Annotated in this window: 18 protein-coding genes; 8 read left to right on the top strand and 10 right to left on the bottom strand. The window is 61.3% G+C overall.

What is annotated here, in order from left to right:
- The first annotated feature begins 50 nt into the window (after positions 1–50).
- The 3 genes from uvrA (at position 51) to CD351_RS11780 (ending at position 3,939) form a co-directional block, all read left to right on the top strand.
- Positions 51–2,990: an excinuclease ABC subunit UvrA gene (gene uvrA / locus CD351_RS11790; protein WP_111992821.1), complete on the top strand. Its 2,940-nt coding sequence runs from the start codon at positions 51–53 to the stop codon at positions 2,988–2,990.
- Between the two features lie 116 nt (positions 2,991–3,106).
- Positions 3,107–3,586 (top strand): hypothetical protein, encoded by a 480-nt coding sequence (locus CD351_RS11785; RefSeq protein WP_111992820.1) that lies wholly within the window; start codon positions 3,107–3,109, stop codon positions 3,584–3,586.
- Positions 3,583–3,939, top strand: coding sequence for a hypothetical protein (locus tag CD351_RS11780; protein WP_111992819.1), 357 nt, complete (start codon positions 3,583–3,585; stop codon positions 3,937–3,939). Before CD351_RS11785 ends, CD351_RS11780 begins: the two co-directional genes overlap by 4 nt.
- Positions 3,940–4,260: 321 nt before the next feature.
- On the opposite strand, the gene CD351_RS11775 is transcribed toward CD351_RS11780, so the two are convergent.
- On the bottom strand, positions 4,261–4,902 hold the full coding sequence (locus tag CD351_RS11775; protein WP_111992818.1) for a hypothetical protein: 642 nt from the start codon (positions 4,900–4,902) through the stop codon (positions 4,261–4,263).
- Positions 4,903–5,446: 544 nt separating this feature from the next.
- Here CD351_RS11775 and CD351_RS11770 point away from each other — a divergent pair.
- The gene (locus CD351_RS11770; RefSeq protein WP_162627706.1) at positions 5,447–5,809 is read left to right on the top strand and encodes a hypothetical protein; all 363 of its coding nucleotides are present in this window, start codon (positions 5,447–5,449) and stop codon (positions 5,807–5,809) included.
- A 36-nt stretch (positions 5,810–5,845) separates the two neighbouring features.
- Here CD351_RS11770 and CD351_RS11765 read toward each other — a convergent pair whose 3' ends face one another.
- Both CD351_RS11765 and CD351_RS11760 read right to left on the bottom strand, forming a co-directional pair.
- The gene (locus CD351_RS11765; RefSeq protein ID WP_111992816.1) at positions 5,846–6,307 is read right to left on the bottom strand and encodes a response regulator; all 462 of its coding nucleotides are present in this window, start codon (positions 6,305–6,307) and stop codon (positions 5,846–5,848) included.
- Entirely contained in the window at positions 6,300–7,433 is a 1,134-nt protein-coding gene (locus tag CD351_RS11760) for a PAS domain-containing sensor histidine kinase (protein WP_111992815.1), read from the bottom strand. The genes CD351_RS11765 and CD351_RS11760 overlap by 8 nt, the downstream gene beginning before the upstream one ends.
- A 244-nt stretch (positions 7,434–7,677) precedes the next feature.
- On the opposite strand from CD351_RS11760, the gene CD351_RS11755 reads away from it, so the two are divergent.
- On the top strand, positions 7,678–8,553 hold the full coding sequence (locus CD351_RS11755) for a hypothetical protein (protein ID WP_111992814.1): 876 nt from the start codon (positions 7,678–7,680) through the stop codon (positions 8,551–8,553).
- 17 nt (positions 8,554–8,570) lie between these two features.
- Positions 8,571–9,029: a CHRD domain-containing protein gene (locus CD351_RS11750; RefSeq protein WP_111992813.1), complete on the top strand. Its 459-nt coding sequence runs from the start codon at positions 8,571–8,573 to the stop codon at positions 9,027–9,029.
- A gap of 29 nt (positions 9,030–9,058) precedes the next feature.
- Here the strand turns inward: CD351_RS11750 and CD351_RS11745 are convergent, their stop codons facing one another.
- Complete coding sequence (locus CD351_RS11745) at positions 9,059–9,673, bottom strand: septal ring lytic transglycosylase RlpA family protein (protein WP_111992812.1); 615 nt, start codon at positions 9,671–9,673, stop codon at positions 9,059–9,061.
- 1,076 nt (positions 9,674–10,749) lie between these two features.
- Positions 10,750–11,973, bottom strand: coding sequence for an argininosuccinate synthase (locus CD351_RS11740; protein ID WP_111992811.1), 1,224 nt, complete (start codon positions 11,971–11,973; stop codon positions 10,750–10,752).
- Positions 11,974–12,177: 204 nt separating this feature from the next.
- Between CD351_RS11740 and CD351_RS11735 the strand changes: the two genes are divergently transcribed.
- Positions 12,178–12,600 (top strand): hypothetical protein, encoded by a 423-nt coding sequence (locus tag CD351_RS11735; RefSeq protein ID WP_199797872.1) that lies wholly within the window; start codon positions 12,178–12,180, stop codon positions 12,598–12,600.
- Between the two features lie 20 nt (positions 12,601–12,620).
- Here the strand turns inward: CD351_RS11735 and CD351_RS11730 are convergent, their stop codons facing one another.
- Positions 12,621–13,955 carry a cyclopropane-fatty-acyl-phospholipid synthase family protein gene (locus CD351_RS11730; protein ID WP_111992810.1) on the bottom strand — a complete coding sequence of 445 codons (1,335 nt, stop codon included), beginning with the start codon at positions 13,953–13,955 and terminating at the stop codon, positions 12,621–12,623.
- A 112-nt stretch (positions 13,956–14,067) separates the two neighbouring features.
- On the opposite strand from CD351_RS11730, the gene CD351_RS11725 reads away from it, so the two are divergent.
- A complete protein-coding gene (locus CD351_RS11725; protein WP_111992809.1) occupies positions 14,068–14,505 on the top strand; it encodes a DUF1801 domain-containing protein in 438 nt (145 codons plus the stop codon).
- Positions 14,506–14,511: 6 nt separating this feature from the next.
- On the opposite strand, the gene CD351_RS11720 is transcribed toward CD351_RS11725, so the two are convergent.
- The 4 genes from CD351_RS11720 to CD351_RS11705 form a co-directional block, all read right to left on the bottom strand.
- The gene (locus CD351_RS11720; protein WP_111992808.1) at positions 14,512–15,261 is read right to left on the bottom strand and encodes a molybdopterin-dependent oxidoreductase; all 750 of its coding nucleotides are present in this window, start codon (positions 15,259–15,261) and stop codon (positions 14,512–14,514) included.
- Positions 15,254–15,928 carry a cytochrome b/b6 domain-containing protein gene (locus CD351_RS11715; protein ID WP_111992807.1) on the bottom strand — a complete coding sequence of 225 codons (675 nt, stop codon included), beginning with the start codon at positions 15,926–15,928 and terminating at the stop codon, positions 15,254–15,256. The genes CD351_RS11720 and CD351_RS11715 overlap by 8 nt, the downstream gene beginning before the upstream one ends.
- A complete protein-coding gene (locus tag CD351_RS11710) occupies positions 15,925–16,713 on the bottom strand; it encodes an SDR family oxidoreductase (protein ID WP_111992806.1) in 789 nt (262 codons plus the stop codon). The genes CD351_RS11715 and CD351_RS11710 overlap by 4 nt, the downstream gene beginning before the upstream one ends.
- A gap of 97 nt (positions 16,714–16,810) precedes the next feature.
- Complete coding sequence (locus CD351_RS11705; RefSeq protein ID WP_199797871.1) at positions 16,811–17,347, bottom strand: glycine zipper 2TM domain-containing protein; 537 nt, start codon at positions 17,345–17,347, stop codon at positions 16,811–16,813.
- Between the last annotated feature and the right edge of the window lie 105 nt (positions 17,348–17,452).

The raw sequence follows: 17,452 nt of genomic DNA, 5'->3' as shown, positions 1-17,452 counted from the left end.
CAAACGCCCCTTATGAGCCTTACGAAAATTCAGAAGCATTGGGCTGCCACATGCTGACAAAAATAAGCGTCCGTGGTGCCCGTGAGCACAACCTCAAAGGCGTCGATATCGACCTGCCGCGCGATAGCCTGATCGTGGTGACGGGGCTGTCGGGCTCGGGCAAGTCGAGCCTAGCCTTCGACACGATCTATGCCGAAGGGCAGCGGCGTTATGTCGAGAGCCTTTCGGCCTATGCGCGCCAGTTCCTCGAGATGATGCAGAAGCCCGATGTCGAGCATATTGACGGGCTCTCTCCTGCAATCTCGATCGAGCAGAAGACGACCAGCCGCAACCCGCGCTCGACCGTGGCAACCGTGACCGAGATTTACGATTACATGCGGCTGCTTTGGGCGAGGGTGGGCGTGCCGTATTCGCCTGCGACCGGAAAGCCGATCACTGCGCAGAGCGTGTCGCAGATGGTGGACCGGGTCATGGACCTGCCCGAGGGCACGCGGCTCTATCTGCTCGCGCCGGTGGTTCGCGGGCGCAAGGGTGAGTACCGCAAGGAGCTCGCCGAATGGCAGAAGGCCGGCTTCACCCGCGTGCGGATCGACGGGGAGCTTTACCCGATCGAGGAAGCGCCTGCGCTCGACAAGAAGTTCAAACACGACATCGAAGTGGTGGTCGACCGGCTCGCGGTGAAGGAAGGGCTGGAGACGCGGCTGGCGGACTCGTTCGAAACAGCGCTGAAGCTTGCGGACGGCCTCGCCTATGTTGACCTCGCCGATGGCGTTGTGCCCGGGCGCGAGGATGAGGCGGATCAGGGCGGCGCGATGAAGGGCGCGGGGCTCGCTGCCAACCGCATTGTGTTCAGCGAAAAGTTCGCATGCCCGGTCAGCGGCTTCACCATCGAGGAAATCGAACCGCGCCTGTTCTCGTTCAACTCCCCCCAGGGCGCGTGCCCGACCTGCGACGGGATCGGCGAGAAGCAGCTGTTCGACGAGCAGCTGGTGGTCCCTAACGAGGAACTGACTCTCAAACAGGGCGCCATCGCGCCGTGGGCCAAGTCAAACCCGCCTTCGCCCTATTATATGCAGGTGCTCACCAGCCTTGCAAAGGCGTATGATTTCACGATTACGACGCCGTGGAAGGACCTTGAGCCTGACCAGCGCATGATCATCCTTCACGGCACGGGCGGCATGCCGGTTGCGCTCACCTTCAAGGACGGGCGCAAGCAGTACACCGTCAACAAGGCGTTCGAAGGCGTCATCGGCAATCTCAACCGCCGCTTGATGCAGACCGAAAGCGCGTGGATGCAGGAGGAGCTGGGCAAGTTCCAGACCGCCCAGCCGTGTGAGACCTGCGGGGGCAAGCGCCTCAATGAAAAGGCGCTCGCGGTGAAGATACCGAGCGGCGTCGGCAAAGACGGTGGCGGCCCGACCGACATTGCCGAGCCGACCAAGATGAGCGTCGCCGATGCCAAGGCGTTCTTCCTCGACCTCGACAATCACCTGACCGAGCAGCAGAGCCAGATCGCCCGCCCGATCCTGAAAGAGATCAACGAGCGGCTGGGCTTTCTCGACAATGTCGGGCTCGACTACCTCAACCTCGACCGCACCAGCGGCACGCTTTCAGGCGGGGAGAGCCAGCGCATCCGGCTCGCCTCTCAGATCGGCAGCGGCCTGTCAGGCGTGCTCTACGTCCTCGACGAGCCCTCCATCGGCCTCCACCAGCGCGACAACGATAGGCTGCTCGAAACGCTCAAGCGGCTGCGCGATCTCGGCAATACGGTGATCGTGGTCGAGCATGACGAGGACGCCATTCGCACCGCCGACCATATCGTCGACCTTGGCCCGGGCGCAGGGGTGCGCGGGGGCGAGGTGGTCGCGCAAGGCACGCTCAAGCAGATCATGCGCGCGAAAAACTCGCTCACCGCCGATTACCTCACCGGCAGGCGCGAGATCGCGGTCCCGCAGACCCGGCGCAAGGGCAACGGGCACATGCTCACCGTCCACGGGGCAAAGGCGAACAACCTGAAGGACGTGACCGCCGCCATCCCGCTTGGCACCTTCACCTGCATCACGGGGGTCAGCGGGTCGGGCAAGTCGTCCTTCACCATCGACACGCTCTACGCCTCCGCCGCGCGCACATTGAACGGCGCGCGCGTCATCGCGGGCAAGCACGACAAGGTCACCGGCCTCGAATATTGCGACAAGGTCATCGAGATCGACCAGTCCCCCATCGGCCGCACCCCGCGCTCCAACCCGGCGACCTACACCGGCGCCTTCACCCAGATCCGCGACTGGTTCGCCGGCCTCCCGGAAAGCCAGGCGCGCGGGTACAAGCCGGGCCGCTTCTCCTTCAACGTCAAGGGCGGGCGCTGCGAGCAATGCACCGGCGACGGCCTCATCAAGATCGAGATGCACTTCCTCCCCGACGTCTACGTCACCTGCGAGACCTGCGGCGGCAAGCGCTACAATCGCGAGACGCTGGAGGTGAAGTTCAAGGGGCATTCCATCGCCGACGTGCTCGACATGACGATCGAGGATGCGGAGGAGTTCTTCAAGGCGGTCCCCCCGATCCGCGACAAGATGCGGATGCTGAACGAGGTTGGGCTTGGCTACGTCAAGGTCGGCCAGCAGGCGACGACGTTGTCAGGTGGCGAAGCGCAGCGCGTGAAGCTCGCCAAGGAGCTTGCCAAGCGATCCACCGGACAGACGCTCTACATTCTGGACGAGCCGACCACCGGCCTCCATTTCGAGGACGTGCGCAAGTTGTTGGAGGTGCTGCACCGGCTGGTGGAGCAGGGCAATTCGGTGGTGGTGATCGAGCACAACCTCGACGTTATCAAAACCGCCGACTGGATCGTAGACCTCGGCCCGGACGGCGGCGTGCGCGGCGGCGAGATCGTGGCGGAGGGCACGCCGGAGGATGTGGCGCAGGTGGAGCGGTCGTTTACTGGGGCTTATCTCGCGCCGATGCTCAAGCGCCAGCAGGAAGCGGCGGAGTGATGCGATAATTCAATCGAAATGAAATGCCGATTGGCGTATTGTATAAACGGTATTGTATGTGGAACAGTAACGTTGCTCCCTTTACAAATCCATAACGTTGCCATTAGCCATTGTGCATGGACTTTGCCCTTTCTCTGAGCGTCGCCGGGACACTGGCATCAGCTCTAGGCTTTCTGGTCACAATTGTTCAACTGAGGCGAACTGCCACGGCCACGCAAAATGCGGCAAATGCGATTGGTGCACTGAAGAATAGGATGGCTAAACACGACCTTCTGTCCGAATGTTTAATAGCTACGAAGTCTCTTCAACATGCTGCACGCGCATTGAATAATAAGCAGTGGGATGAAGCAGTTGGTACGCTACTCGATGCGCAGACATCGATTAATCGAATATCGGTTTCACCCCAAGCGGCGGAGCAGTTACAGGAAGAGGCTGCCCAAACCTCAGAAGGGCTCATCATCGCAATCTCCGATATTGAGGACTGCATTGAAAGCGAAACTCAATATGAGGCAAAAGAACTGATCATGCGTGTTCGAAAGTTTGCAAGTAAATTGGATGCAAAGGTTTCATCTTCGAATCAGGATATATTGGAATGAATACTCTCAACGAAACACGCAGGCGCGTTCTTGATTTGGTATTTAAAAAGGACTCCGAGGACAAGATTTCTTGGACCTTTAAGGAGGATGAAAAATCTGCGCAGGGCAAGTTTGATAAATTTGAAGTGCATTTTGACAGAAAATCTTCTACATCTGGCGATGCATTTCGAGTATTTGTAATTGGTCAGGGCGAAGAGGTCTTGGATGACTTCTTGGTTAGATCTTCAACATTCAATAAGCCGACCGAGCTGGCGGACTATCTTGAAAAAATCGCGAAGCTTTATAGCAGAGAATTGGAAAAAATTAAGATCGATACGCTCGCGCCATTTCTTAAGAGATTGAATGAGTTGTAATCAGCGCGTTGGGTCAATTCGGACTGAATCACTAACAATGAGTCGATCTTCCTGAAGATCAATTCGAATGCATTTGGATGTGTAATTTCACATCCTAAATCATAGCCGCCAGCCAATCGAAGACCTCGCACCTTCCGCCCATCTCGCCTTCACGGTACCGCCACACTCATCGCGATGCGCTCGATCATCAGCGCGAGTGGCCGCGGCATTACGGTGCCGGGCACATCGATAAGCGCCCTCCGACCGATCCAAAGATCGTCGCCCAGCGCGCTCGCAATGAGTTTGTCGTCCTCGGCGAGTATCGCGTCCCGGTCTGGTGATCTAAGGAACCGCTTCTTTGGATGGACATTTGTCCAGATCTTCGCATATTGCCTGCGCAAGGCGGTCCATCCAGCGAAGCGCTCTACCGATGCGCCGCGCAGCAGCCTTGATCTGATCCCACATACCCGCTTCGCCGAAGGCTTTGTTGAGAAAGTCTGTAAGCCATTCGGGAATGCCGATATTCAGATTGTCCGCCATTTCGAACACATCATCGGGGCCGACGCCACCCGAGAGGACTTTGATTGAACGAAGAGCAAGCTTGACGAGCGCAATGCAGCGTGCGCAAACGTCGCTCGGCAACGCCCGTTCTATCAGCCCGATGAAGACGCGCATCAGTCGTCCTGGCTTTTTCCTGACACGCGCGCCGACGGCTTCGGCATGAGGCTGAACCTCATAAACGAAGGACTGCGCTCGCCATTCGGGTGCATCGCCAAATGGTACTGAATTGTAGAATTCGGTTCCGTTCTTGCCAAAGGAGATCGTGGCTTGCGCCTCGAACCCGGGACCCTCTCCAGTTTCACCCGCGGTCACATCCTCGAAAACGACGACAAACTGGCGATCATCTTCGGGGTCTAACTCGACGGGCAGACTTTCCTCCCATTCAGTTTGGTCGGCGGGAATTTCATACCATTCTGCAATCATCGACAATACTCCTCTGGCTTCGCTACAAGCATGAGCGGATGACTAAAAAAATTATTGAATGCGATCGACTGTAGGAAATGAAATGAAAGGTGTTGGATCTTCTCTTTTTCTATTTAGAGACCTGTCCTACACGCGCGTTTGGGTATAAATAAGCCGGTTCCCTTCCTCTCCTACAAGGTGAACAATGCACGTCCCCACCCAAATCATCGAACACCTCCACTTCACAGACACCACCGCCACCTCCGCGCAAAATCACCACACCGTCCTCACCGCCAACCGACAGGCTGTGTTCCTCAAGTCGCTCCAGCTCTTCGGCAATATCAGGCTGGCGTGCCGCTCGGCGTGTGTTTCGGCTCAGACGGCTTATCACACCGCCCAACGACCACCACCCAGTTTACCCCCAGGACCGTGTAACATGCGGTCCACTTCTCCGGTTTCTGCGGGGTTGGGGAGGGTGGTGCGGACCCGGGCTGGCTCGAAGCTCGGCGGGTGCTCTTGCTGCCATGGGCGCTATCATAATCCCTGCAATGATGTAGGGCGGGTGATGGCTTTCAAATCGAACCCTTGTCGCCCGGACGCGCGCGTCCTTGCTCTATCGCCTCGCCGGGCTGTCTGCATGGCGCTTGGCGCGGGGGTGCTGATGCTTGCTGCCGGGTGCAGCGACCTTGCCGATCCGCGCGATTACGGGGGCGGGGCCGAGGGGCGGATCTTCGCCCAGTGCGTCACCCGGACAGAGACAGACAACCCCTCGATCACGCGCGAACAGGCGGAGAGCCTGTGCACCTGCCTCGACGAACGCATCGCGCAGGGGACCGAAAGGCCGATCGCCAATGGCACCGTCGCGCGCTCCGAAACGCAGCGGGCCCTGCTGCGCTGCGCCGCCGACCTCGGGATCGAGGCCGGCTGAACGCAAGACGCTAAGGCGCGCCACAAGGGCGCCTCGCTACCCCGGCAGGATCACGGTCGAGGCATAGGACTTCAAGAGCTCGGTCATGCCCGCCATCTGCGGACCGACGCGCGACTTGGCGATGTAGCCTGCGACGCCAAATTCGTAGGCGCGGTCGCGGTCTTCCTCGGCCTCGGAGGTGGTGAACATGAAGACGACGTGGTTGCGCAGTTCGGGCGTCTCGCGGATGGCCTCAAGGAACTCGAAGCCGTTCATTCGCGGCATGTTGATGTCGAGCAGGATCACCAGCGGCTTGCTGCACGGATTGGCGGCGCGTCCGGTGAGCACCTCGATGCCCTCCTGACCGTCCTCGGCGGCGACGACGCTGATATCGGGCGCGGCCTTGCGCAGGGCGCGCTCGACCAGCTCGGAATAGATGTCGTCATCATCGATGATGAGGATCTTGGGCTCGCGCGTCTGGATGTGAGCGCGGTCGGGCTGGAAAGCGGTGTCAGGCATTGAGGTCGGTCCTTGTGAAACGGGGCCAGGTCAGGCGGAAGGTGGTGCCCCGCTCGGTGATGGAAGGGACGAGGTCGAGCGCGCCGCCATGGCCGGTCGCAAGCCTCTGGGCGACGGCAAGGCCAAGGCCGGATGAGCCGCGCTCCGATGCCTTGAGTGTCTGGAACAGACGGAACACCCGCTCGCGCGCGTTCTCGGGGATGCCGGGGCCGTCGTCGGCGATGTCGATCTGGCATTCGTGCTTACGCATCTGGGCGGTCACGGTGACGGTGCCTTTGTCCCTGTCATGGTGCTTGATCGCGTTGGAGATGAGGTTGCGCAGCACTGTGGTGAGCGGGGTGCGCGCGGCGTCGAAGGGTTCGTCCGAAGCCTCGACCTTGACCGCGAAGCCGTCCGGGATGTCCTCGATCGCGATGATGTCGGAAAGGATTTCGGAAAGGGTGGTGGGTTCAAGCTGCACCGCGCGGTTGCCGGCGCGGGCATAGGTGAGCAGGTCGTCGATGAGTTTCTCGACCGAGTGGACGCGGGCTTCCATGCGGTCGATGTTCTTGAGGACCCCGTCGAGCTGGCCGTCCTCGAAATCCTCGCGGATAAACTCAATGAGATTGGAGATGCCGCGAATGGGAGAGCGCAGGTCGTGCGAGGCGACATAGGTGAACTCTTCGAGCTGCGCGTTGACTTCGCGCAGGCGGCGCTCGGTGCGCTGGCGTTCGGTGATGTCGACGATAGCCGCGCAGGTCATGGGGCCCTCGCTGGTCTCGAACGGGGTGAGGCCGATTTCGAGCGGGAACTCGACCCCATCCTTGCGAAGGCCGGTGAGGTCGCGGCCATGGCCCATGACGCGAGCAGACGGGGCCGCATTGAAGCTCCCGCGCTGGCGGACGTGCTGTTCGCGGTATCGTGCGGGAAGAAGCTGGTCGATGCTGGTGCCGATCAGCTCGGCCTTGTCATAGCCGAATAGTCTCACAGCCATATCGTTGACAGCGGTGATCTGGCCGTCCTCACCTATGATGATCTTGCCGTAGGGCGAATTGTTGAAGATGAGCGTAAACGCCTCGTTCTCCTGGCCTGAGCCCGGAGCAAGCTCGCTCGGCACGACGCTGGGGGGTGGGAAGTGCTGGTTCATGGTGGCTGATTCGCGATCGGCTAAAGTGGGTCGTCCGAGAGGGACGCAATACTCCCGCAATCTCAAAGCAAGCGTGGCAGCGGGGCCACGCAGGAACACTTAAGGCACGCGTTCATGCAGCGGGGAATTGCCCGCGATGGTTTCACCGCCGACCCTTGCGCCTTTGAGACGAAGGGCAAGCAGCATTTTCCTACTCACGCATTTGTGTGTAGCTGGTCTGGCTCCGCTTCAAGGAGCACCAGAAATGTCAGCACAAACCCCGCGCCCCTTCATCCCCGCAGCCGAGGCGCTGCCCGCCCTCATCGAGATGTTGCCTCCCGACAGCGACTTTTCGGGCCAGTTGCGTTTTGCCCGCAAGCGGCAGGCGGGCTTCCTGCGCAAGCTCGCCGATTGCGGAGAGGTTCGCGCGGCGGCGAAAGCTTCGGCGGTCTCACACCAGACCGTTTACCGAATGCGCCGCGCATCGCCCGTTTTTCGCGCGGCGATGGACGCAGCGTTCCTGATCGCGCGCGAACTGGCCGAGGATCTGCTTGCAAGCCGCGCAATGAACGGGATTGAGGAGGAGGTCTATTATCACGGCGAGGTCGTAGCCACGCGGCGGCGTTATTCGGACCGGCTGCTGCTCGCGCATCTCGCGCGGCTCGACCGCCTGGCAGAGCGCGAGGATGTCGCCGTGGTCGCAGGCTCATTTGACGATCTGATCGAGGCATTCGAAACCGCCGAGGACGAGAGCGAGGATGCGTTTGGTCAGTTTGTGCCTGGACCGTGTAACATGCGGTCCACTTCTGATCGCGCGCTCGATCAAGAGGGCGCGGATGATGTCGGAGAAGACATGGAGGAAGAGGCGTATTGCTCCCCCGACATCGAAAGCCTTGAGGAACGCCTTTGCGCGATGGACGATGCGCGGCCCGATGATGCACCGTTGCCAAGCGCACTGGCGAGCAAACCGGAGGAGATCGACGAGATCGAGGCGCTGCAACTCGCCGCCTTCGAGGCGGGCGACACCGCATGGTGGAAGGTCACCGGAGCGGATGCCAAAAAGCCCGGTAACGGCGCAGAGGCCGGTGGCAAATCCGGCTTCCACGACTCAGAAAAGAGGCGTATTTTGAAGGCTCCTTAGTGAAGGAGAGAGAGACGATGGGACTGATGCATAAACCGGGTATCACGCTCGTTTGCGGCGCAGGTTTGTTGGGGGCGAGCATTGTGGCGGCGCCTGCCGCTCTTGCCGACGAACATCTTCACGCGCTCGGAGCCTCGCTGTTCGGGGCCAACGAGGTTGGCCATCAGGGCGCGGGGGAGGATGCGAGCGGCGATTTCTCAGGCGAGATCGACATGGAGACGGGCACCTTGTGCTACTACCTCGAAGTCGAAGAGCTGGACGGGTTCACCGCGGCGCACATCCACAAGGGCAAGGAAGGCAAGAACGGCCCGCCCGTGGTCGTCCTTGAACTGACCGGCGAGGATGGCGAGGAGACCTGCGCGCAAGTCGATGGCGAGGTGCTGGCCGCAATCGCGAGCGATCACGAGGACTACTACGTCAACGTGCACACGTCCGAATTTCCGGCGGGTGCCATACGCGGACAGTTGGGAAGCTGAGGGCGAGCGGCCGACAGGCGCTGGGGCGCTCAGGGCGCCAGCAGCTCCATCTCAACGCTTGCGTGCCCGCGTGAGAGCATGCCGATCTCTTGCGCTGCTGCGCGGCTGAGGTCGATTGTGCGCCCACGGATAAAGGGGCCGCGGTCGTTGATGCGAACGGTCACGCTCTTGCCGTTACGGGTGTTGGTGACGCGCACAAGGCTGCCGAAGGGCAGGGTCTTATGTGCGGCCGTCATCGCACCCATATCGAAGCGTTCGCCATTGGCGGTGCGGCGGCCATGGAAGCGGCGACCGTAATAGGACGCCACCCCGCTGCCGAGGCTGCGAAGGATCGTGGGACCGCGTGGCGGCTCGAACGTGTCGAGGTCGACTGCGTCTGGCGGAACCATGAGGTCGAGGTTCTGAAGGTCCGGGCCAAGCGGCTCGATCAAGTCGGTGAACTGGGCCGCGAAGGGGACGATCTCGGCACCCTCTTCGAAGCTTTGTCCGGTGCCGGGACTGGCCTGGAAAGAGAGCGTCTCCTGCGCGCTTGACGCGCCAAGCGGAAGGCTGGCGAGGCACATGGCGAGCACGAAACGCGAAGCTGCGCGCGGGGTGCGCGCCCGTCGGTGGTGCGGGTCCAGGAGGCGATCTGACTGTCTCATGGGAGCCGGCAGATACACGAGAGGAGCTGGAAAAGGCAAATCTGCGCCATTCCGAGCGGCGCTTGCCGGCCTCCGCCTGGCGCGATCCGGGGCGCATTTGCGGCGAGCCGAAGGGTGCTCGACGTGGCCTGCATCGCAGGATCAGTGCGGCGTGGAAGGTGAGGAGCGGAAGGGGCGAATCGGTAGGCGAAGATACAAGAAGCAGGGCGAAATGGCGGGGGCGGAAGGGGCAAAAGCAAATGGGGCCGGCATTGCTGCCGACCCCACTCTTACCAGCGCGTGGTCGCATCGGTTTTGCGTCCGGTTTGGCGAACCTCGCCTTCTGCATCCGTTTGCGCGCTTGGCGCCCGGTTTCTCATCCGCGTCCGGCTGTGCTGTTCCTTCAGAACCCTTGCGGGTTCTTCCGTTCTTGCACCGCCTTGCTTCGCGGTTCGTCACCGGCGCTCGCACCGGCATCCGACCTTGCTTCGTGACTGCTGCGATCTGGATCCGGCCGAAGCCTTCCCCTTGCGCTAACAGCCCCTTGACGAAGGCCGTGACTGCAATCCCTTGGTGGCGGGCGGTTCAAACACTGTCGGTCCCTGCTCGAAAGCGCTTTCCTACAGCTATCGCCTGCCGGTATTGCAGCCTTAACGATGACAACGCTTTCGCACTTTCCTCAAACAAGCCGGTTTGCTTCCTGCGTGAGCATTCTGCATACCGCCTCTAAGACAGCGCGTGGACAGCAGCCACCGTATCTTCGCAACTCAAATTGCTCTGGTTTTCAGTGCCTTGCGGCGCTTCAATCAGTGCCTTCCATGTTCCGAAGACAAGTTGAAACTGCGCTCGAATCGCTCGGTTCGCAAGCCGGGCAAGAGCGGGTTATCCACTTTTCACCAGATCAGCTGTGGAGGGCGGTGGACAAGTCAACGGTTCATCGTATTTGACACTGCTCGCCGGGAACCAGCGGATGATTGAGACGTTGCGATTGCAGCAAGGCGCAAGCGCAGCTTTTCGAATGTTACGCTTCTGTGAAACGGCTGCGCACGCGACTCACGGCGACTCGCGGCGAAAGCGGATCGCTGCAATCCAAAGGCTCAATCTCGCTTGCGATCCCGACCGGCGAGCAGCTTCAGGCGCAGCGCGTTGAGCTTGATGAAGCCTTCCGCATCGTGCTGATCGTAGGCGCCGGCATCGTCCTCGAAAGTGACGTGTGCCTCGGAATAGAGCGAATGCGGCGATTTGCGGCCCACGACGCTTGCCTGACCCTTGTAAAGCTTGAGCCGGACGGTGCCGGTCACCTTCTCCTGGCTAAGGTCGATCGCCGCCTGCAGCATCTCGCGCTCGGGCGCAAACCAGAAGCCGTTATAAATGAGCTCGGCATATTTGGGCATGAGCTCGTCCTTGAGATGAGCCGCGCCCCGGTCGAGAGTGATCTGCTCGATACCGCGATGAGCGCGGGCGTAGATCTCGCCGCCCGGCGTCTCGTACATGCCGCGCGACTTCATGCCGACAAAGCGGTTCTCGACAAGGTCGAGCCGGCCGATACCATGCCTGCGACCAAGGTCGTTGAGAGCGGAGAGAAGGGTGGCAGGGCTCATCGCTTGGCCGTTCAGCGTTACGCCGTCACCGCGCTCGAACCCGATCTCGATGTACTCGGGAGTGTCGGGCGCGTTCTCTGGGTGGTCGGTGCGCGAATAGACGTAGTCCGGGGTCTCCTCCCACGGGTCCTCCAGCACTTTGCCCTCGGACGAGGTGTGCAACAGGTTGGCGTCAGTGGAGAAGGGGGCTTCGCCGCGCTTGTCCTTGGGTACGGCGATCTGGTGCGCTTCGGCCCATGCGATGAGCGCGGTGCGGCTGGTCAGATCCCATTCGCGCCACGGGGCGATCACCTTGATGCTGGGGTCGAGCGCATAGGCGGAGAGTTCAAAGCGGACCTGGTCGTTCCCCTTGCCGGTCGCGCCGTGAGCGACCGCATCGGCGCCCGTCTCATGCGCGATCTCGACAAGGCGCTTGGAAATGAGGGGGCGGGCGATGCTGGTGCCGAGCAGGTAGTCACCTTCGTACCGAGCGTTGGCGCGCATCATCGGGAAGACGAAGTCGCGAACGAACTCTTCGCGCAGGTCTTCGATGAAGATGTGTTCGTCCGGAATGCCCATCGCGCGGGCCTTGTCGCGCGCAGGCTCGATCTCTTCGCCTTGCCCCAGGTCGGCGGTAAAAGTGACGACCTCCAGCCCGCGCTCGACGCTCAGCCACTTGGCGATGACGGATGTGTCGAGGCCGCCGGAATAGGCGAGGACTACGCGTTTGATCTCGGACATGGTCGGATTACTCGAATGTGCGACGCTGGGGCTCGCGGGTTGGCAGGAATGGCGCGCTGTACCGAGGGCGGGCCGTTGAGGCAATGCGATCTGGCGAGACCTCCAGATCGCCGGACTGACGTGTTAGCGCGGCGCGACATACGGGGTGACAAGCAATTTGGACAAGTGTATCGGACAGGCGGGATCACGGATTGGAGACAAGCGATGAAACACCTTCTTGCTGCCGTTGCCCTTACTGCCTTCGCCACCAGCGGAGCTTTCGCCCACGAAATCCTGCACGCCGATCACTCAGACCACGCGCACGGGGCCGATTGCGGTCATGACGCGATCGAGCATGACGGCCATGTTGACTACCTCCACGACATGCACCTGCATCACAAGCACTCCGACCATGTCGATGAGCACAAGATCGCGGTCAGTTCGACCAATCCCGCCTCGCATGAACTTTCCGCCTCGGTCAGCGACGACCACCCGCATGGGCATGACGGCGAAGAACACGCCATGGTTCAGCACGGCTCACATATGGACTTCGTCCACGCAGGCCGCCTCCACCACATGCACGGCGACCACTTCGACGATCACGGCCCGGTCAAGATGGTCAGCAAAGAGCAGCTCGCCCGCCGTTGACCATTGCGAGCGGCGGAGTGCTACTCCGCCGCTTCCTTAAGCTGAGGATCGAAGCGCCAGCTCGGGATTTCGCCGATCTCGCGCAGGCGCTCGCTTTCGCGCTCCATATATTCGCGTGTCATCGGGATGGCGCTCCTGTCCTTCACATATTGCAGCTGCCAGTTGACCATCGTCCCGTTGCGGAAGCTCTGCTCTGCGCCTGCGAGGTAGAACAGCCACATGCGGTAGAACACCTCGTCATACATCTCGGTGATCTCTGCCTGATGCATGACAGTGCGCGCGTACCATTCCTGAAGCGTGTGGCTGTAATGGAAGCGCATCGCTTCGACATCCATCACCTGCCAGCCGTTCTTCTCGCTCTCGGTCACAAGCTCGCTCAGCGCAGGGATGTAACCGCCGGGGAAGATGTACTTGCGGGTCCAGGCATCGGTATAACCCGGCGCGCCCGATCGACCGCAGCAATGCGAGATCATCACCCCGTCTTTCTTGAGCAGACGGTTCGTGTGCTCGAAGAATTGCGGGTAGTGGATCGTTCCGACATGCTCGAGCAGGCCGACGCTCGAGATACGGTCGAATTCGCCGGTCACGTCGCGATAATCCATCAGCTCAAACTTGACGTGCTCGTCGACGCCCAGCTCTTTAGCCCGCTCGTTCGAGAAAGCGATCTGGTCGGGCGCCAGCGCAACGCCGAGCACCTCGCAATCGTACATCTTGTGCAGGTACAGCGCGAAACCGCCCCAGCCGCAGCCAATGTCCAGTACGCGCATCCGCTTGCCGCCATTGTCCTCCGGCCGCTTGAGATAGAGCTTGGAGGCAAGGTGCGCCTTCTTGTCCATCTGCGCCTGTTCAAGGCTGGTGCGAGTCGGATCGTCCTCGCGGTAATAGGCCATCGTGTATTGGCGATCCTCGTCGAGGAAACGCTCATACAGCTGGCGGGTGAGGTTGTAGGTGTGTTCGGCATTGGCCCGTGCCGAACTGCGCAGGTTTATCCCGTCGACCGCAGCCTTGACCTTCTGCACCGCCTTGCGGACCGGCCCCTTCGCCTTGAGCGATGACGCACCAAGCCGCTTTGCGTTCATCGTCACCAGCAGGATCATGTCGCGAATGTCGTGCGGCTCCTCGACCACCAGCCAGCCCCACATGAACGCTTCGCCAGCGCCCATCTGCGGATAGCGCACGATGTGGTTCGCCGCCTTCTTGTTGGTCAACCTGATGCGGATTGGCCCAGGACGACCACCTACCAGCGGGTCGTATTCTCCGCCGGGCCCGTAAGTGTATTCCTTGCCATCGTGGTTCGTCACGATCAGCTTGCCGAGCTTGATCGCCTTGGTCAGGAACTTGTCGAGTAGCCACATATGTCTGATTGATCCCCCGAAACTGACTTCATGTTACTTCGGCGACAGGTTTGGCGGGCTTTGTGTTATGCTGTCAATGTAGAGTAGGAAAGTGTCGTCAGGGGAGACGGGGATGAGCGAAGCCAAGACACAAGTGACAGACGTGCCGGTGGAAGACTTCATCGCCACGGTTGAGCCACCTTCGAAGCAGGACGATGCGCGGGTTTTGCTGCACCTGTTCGAGAGGGTGACAGGCGAGAAAGGCCGCATGTGGGGCGACAGCATCATCGGCTTTGGCGAATACAGAACGACCTATGCAAGCGGGCGCGATGTACACTGGATGCGGTCAGGGTTCTCACCCCGAAAGGCGAAGCATTCGCTCTATCTGATGGGGCGGTATTGCGATGAAGCAACAGGCCAACGCGTCGATGCACTGCTGGACAAGATGGGCAAGCACAAAACCGGGGCAAGCTGCGTCTATGTCAACAAGGTTGCCGATATCGATCTCGACGTGCTCGAAGAGGTGGTCGATATCTGCTGGGACGCGATGAACCGCAAATATCCCGACTAGCGCTCGTCAGATGCCAGCATACCACTGGTAATCGCCGACATCTTCCCAAAAGCCGCCTTTGCCTCCGTGGATGTCATCGAAGCTGGCGACCGCTTCGATGCCGGTCAGGTATTTGGCGTGCTTGTATCCCAGCTGTCGCTCGATCCGCATTCTTAGCGGTGCGCCGTTCTTCTCAGGGATGGGTTCGCCGTTGAGTTCGTGCGCGATGATGGTCTGCGGGTGGTAGGCATCGACCATATCGACGCTCTCGTAATAGGCGCGGCCATAAAGCGTGTCGGCGCAGCGGAAGACGATGAAGTTGGCTTCTTCGCGGACCCCTGCTTCGTCGAGCAGGCGGGAAAGCTGCGGTCCGGTCCATTCGGCAATCGCGCTCCAGCCTTCGACGCAATCGTGGCGCGTGATCTGGGTACGCTGCGGCAGGGCCTTGAGATCGGCGAGGCTCAGGCTCAGCGGATTTGCAACCAGCCCGCCGACTTCGAGCCGCCAGTCGGCAAAGCCGTTCGCCAGTTGCTCGCGATATTCGGGCGTGTCGACCGTAAGCGATCCGTTGCCGCGAATGTCGGGGGAGCGCTCGTCCGGTGCATATTCCGGGGCGAGCGCCTGCCGACTGGCAAGCGCGCGGTGCGCGGCCCGGTGCCAGTCCTCGGCAGCGTCAAACAGGTCGCCCGCAGGCCCTGTTTCAGCAAGCTCGGTGCAGGCGGCGGCGGGAAGCGCAGCCATTCCGGCAAGCATTGCGCGGCGGGTGGTGTCAGCCATGTCGGCTCTCCTTCTTGCCCCCGGTGATCATTGCACCAAGCTCCTTCCACTGGCTTGGCAAGAGAGCGAGGAGGATGTGGAGGACCGCGAAGCCCGCCAGCGCCCATGCGGCGAGGAAGTGCAGGCTGCGCGCGCTCTGACGACCGCCGAGCAGGTCGACCAGCCACGGCGCGATGGGCTCGAAACCGGGGCTCATGGCAAGGCCGGTGAAGACCATCAGTGGCAAGAGGATGCCGAGGACCACGCCATACATGATGCGTTGCAGCGGGTTGAACTTGGCTGGTTTTTCGTGATCGCCCGAAATGTGCGATTTAATGACTTCAAGCCAGCGGCGCGGCGACCAGTCTCCGGGACTGGTCGCGACATCGCGCCAGAAGTGGCGGTTGATGAGGCTTGCGATCCACATGAAGAGCAGCGCGAGCGCGAAGATCCATGCCGACAAATTGTGCCAGTCGCGCGCCTCGGCAAGGTCATAACGCTGCGGGATCGTCATCCATGAAGGGAAGCGCATGACTGCCAGCCAAGCATCGGCAGGATCGAAGCCATAGTCGCCCCAATAGAGGTAGCGGTGCGCGTTCGAGATGGTGAGGCCGGACCCGAACAGAACGATGAAGGCAACCGCGTTGATCCAGTGCCAGATCCGCGTCGAGAGCGCGTGGCGCTTCATGCCCTGTCCCTCCGCCGCATCGCCTCTTCACGAGCGAGGTAGATGACGTCGCGCGGCTGGTCCATCAGGTGCTGACCGCTGTCAATGAAGAGCGTCGTGCCACTTTTCGCAGTGCCGGTCGCAAGGAAGATCGCGGCATCGACTATCTCTTGCGGCGATGTCTTGCGCTCGAGCAGGTTGAGGCGGTGCGAAAGCTCGGTTTCATCCTCGCTCTGATCATGGCTTGCAAGGATCGCTCCGGGCGCGATGCCATAGACCCGCGCATCTTCTGCTGCGCTCATCGCCATCATAGGGATCGTGGATGCGAGCGCGTGCTTTGACATGGTGTAGCTGAAGAAGTCGGGGTTGGGGTTCTCGATCTTCATGTCGGTGACATTGATGACGCAGCGCGGGCCGGGGCCTTGCGCATGTGCCAGGAAGGCTTGCGCCATTCGGGCCGGGGTGAGGGCGTTGACTTGCATCGCCTCTCTATTCGTTGCGGGATCGAGTTTGGTTGCATCGTCATAGCGAAAGATCGACGCGGAGTTGACGAGACAGCGCAGGCCGGGGAGGCGCGCTGCCACCTGTTCGATCATCGCGGCTGCTGCTGCGTCGTCGCTGAGGTCGCATTGCACCACCTGCGCACTTGGCAGTTCGGAGGCCAGCGCCTGCGCCTGTTCGCCCGAGCTCAGGTAATGGATGACGACGTGCCAGCCCCTGCCAGCGAAGCCGCGCGCGATCTCGGCGCCGATCCGCGTGGCGCCGCCTGTTATGAGGATGGCGGGGAGGGGTGCGTCATCTGCCATGACCCTAGCCCCTATCAGCGCTCACGCGCTTTGCACACAGCAAAGCGCCGCCCGCTGGGACTTGCGGACGGCGCTATTTGTGTGGCTGGTTAAGCGCTTAGCGGCAGCGTGCGTCGCCGCGGTCGATCTCGCGGCCAAGGACTGCGCCCAGCGCTCCGCCGAGCAGCGTACCGACCGTACGGTCGCCGCGCGTGTCGATCGTGCGGCCAAGCAGGGCACCGACGCCGGCACCGATCACCAGACCGGTCGTGCCGTTTCCACGTTCGCAGTAGTAGCGACCATCACGACCCCGCCAGACGCGGTCCCCGCGGCGCAGTCGGCGCGGTTCGTGGTAGCGGCCACGGCGGTCATAGATGCGATCGTCGTAATGCCCGCGACCCCGGCGATAGCGGCGGTCGTCATCGTCCCAGTCGTCATCGTCATCATCGTAATAGCGATAGTCGCGGTCGCGATGGCGGCGACCCCAGGCCCGAGCATGGCGGGGCGGATCGCCGTAAGCGGCGACCTGGTCGAGCCCCGTGTCGAATGAGAACACGGCGTCCGCGACCGGGGTGGGAGCGATATCGGCGGCCTGTGCGGGGGCGCTGATGGCGGCGAGGGAGCCTGTTGCGGCAAGCAGTGCGATCATTTTCATCGTCGTTTTCCTTTGCGGCCTTGTTCGTGAAGGCACGCCCTATTTCGTTCATCTTCACCGAACGCTGGATGAACGAAATGTTGGATTACGAGTCAGGAAGATGAA

Source organism: Erythrobacter sp. KY5, assembly GCF_003264115.1.
GTDB lineage: Bacteria > Pseudomonadota > Alphaproteobacteria > Sphingomonadales > Sphingomonadaceae > Erythrobacter.
This window is presented reverse-complemented; position numbering and strand designations above follow the sequence as displayed.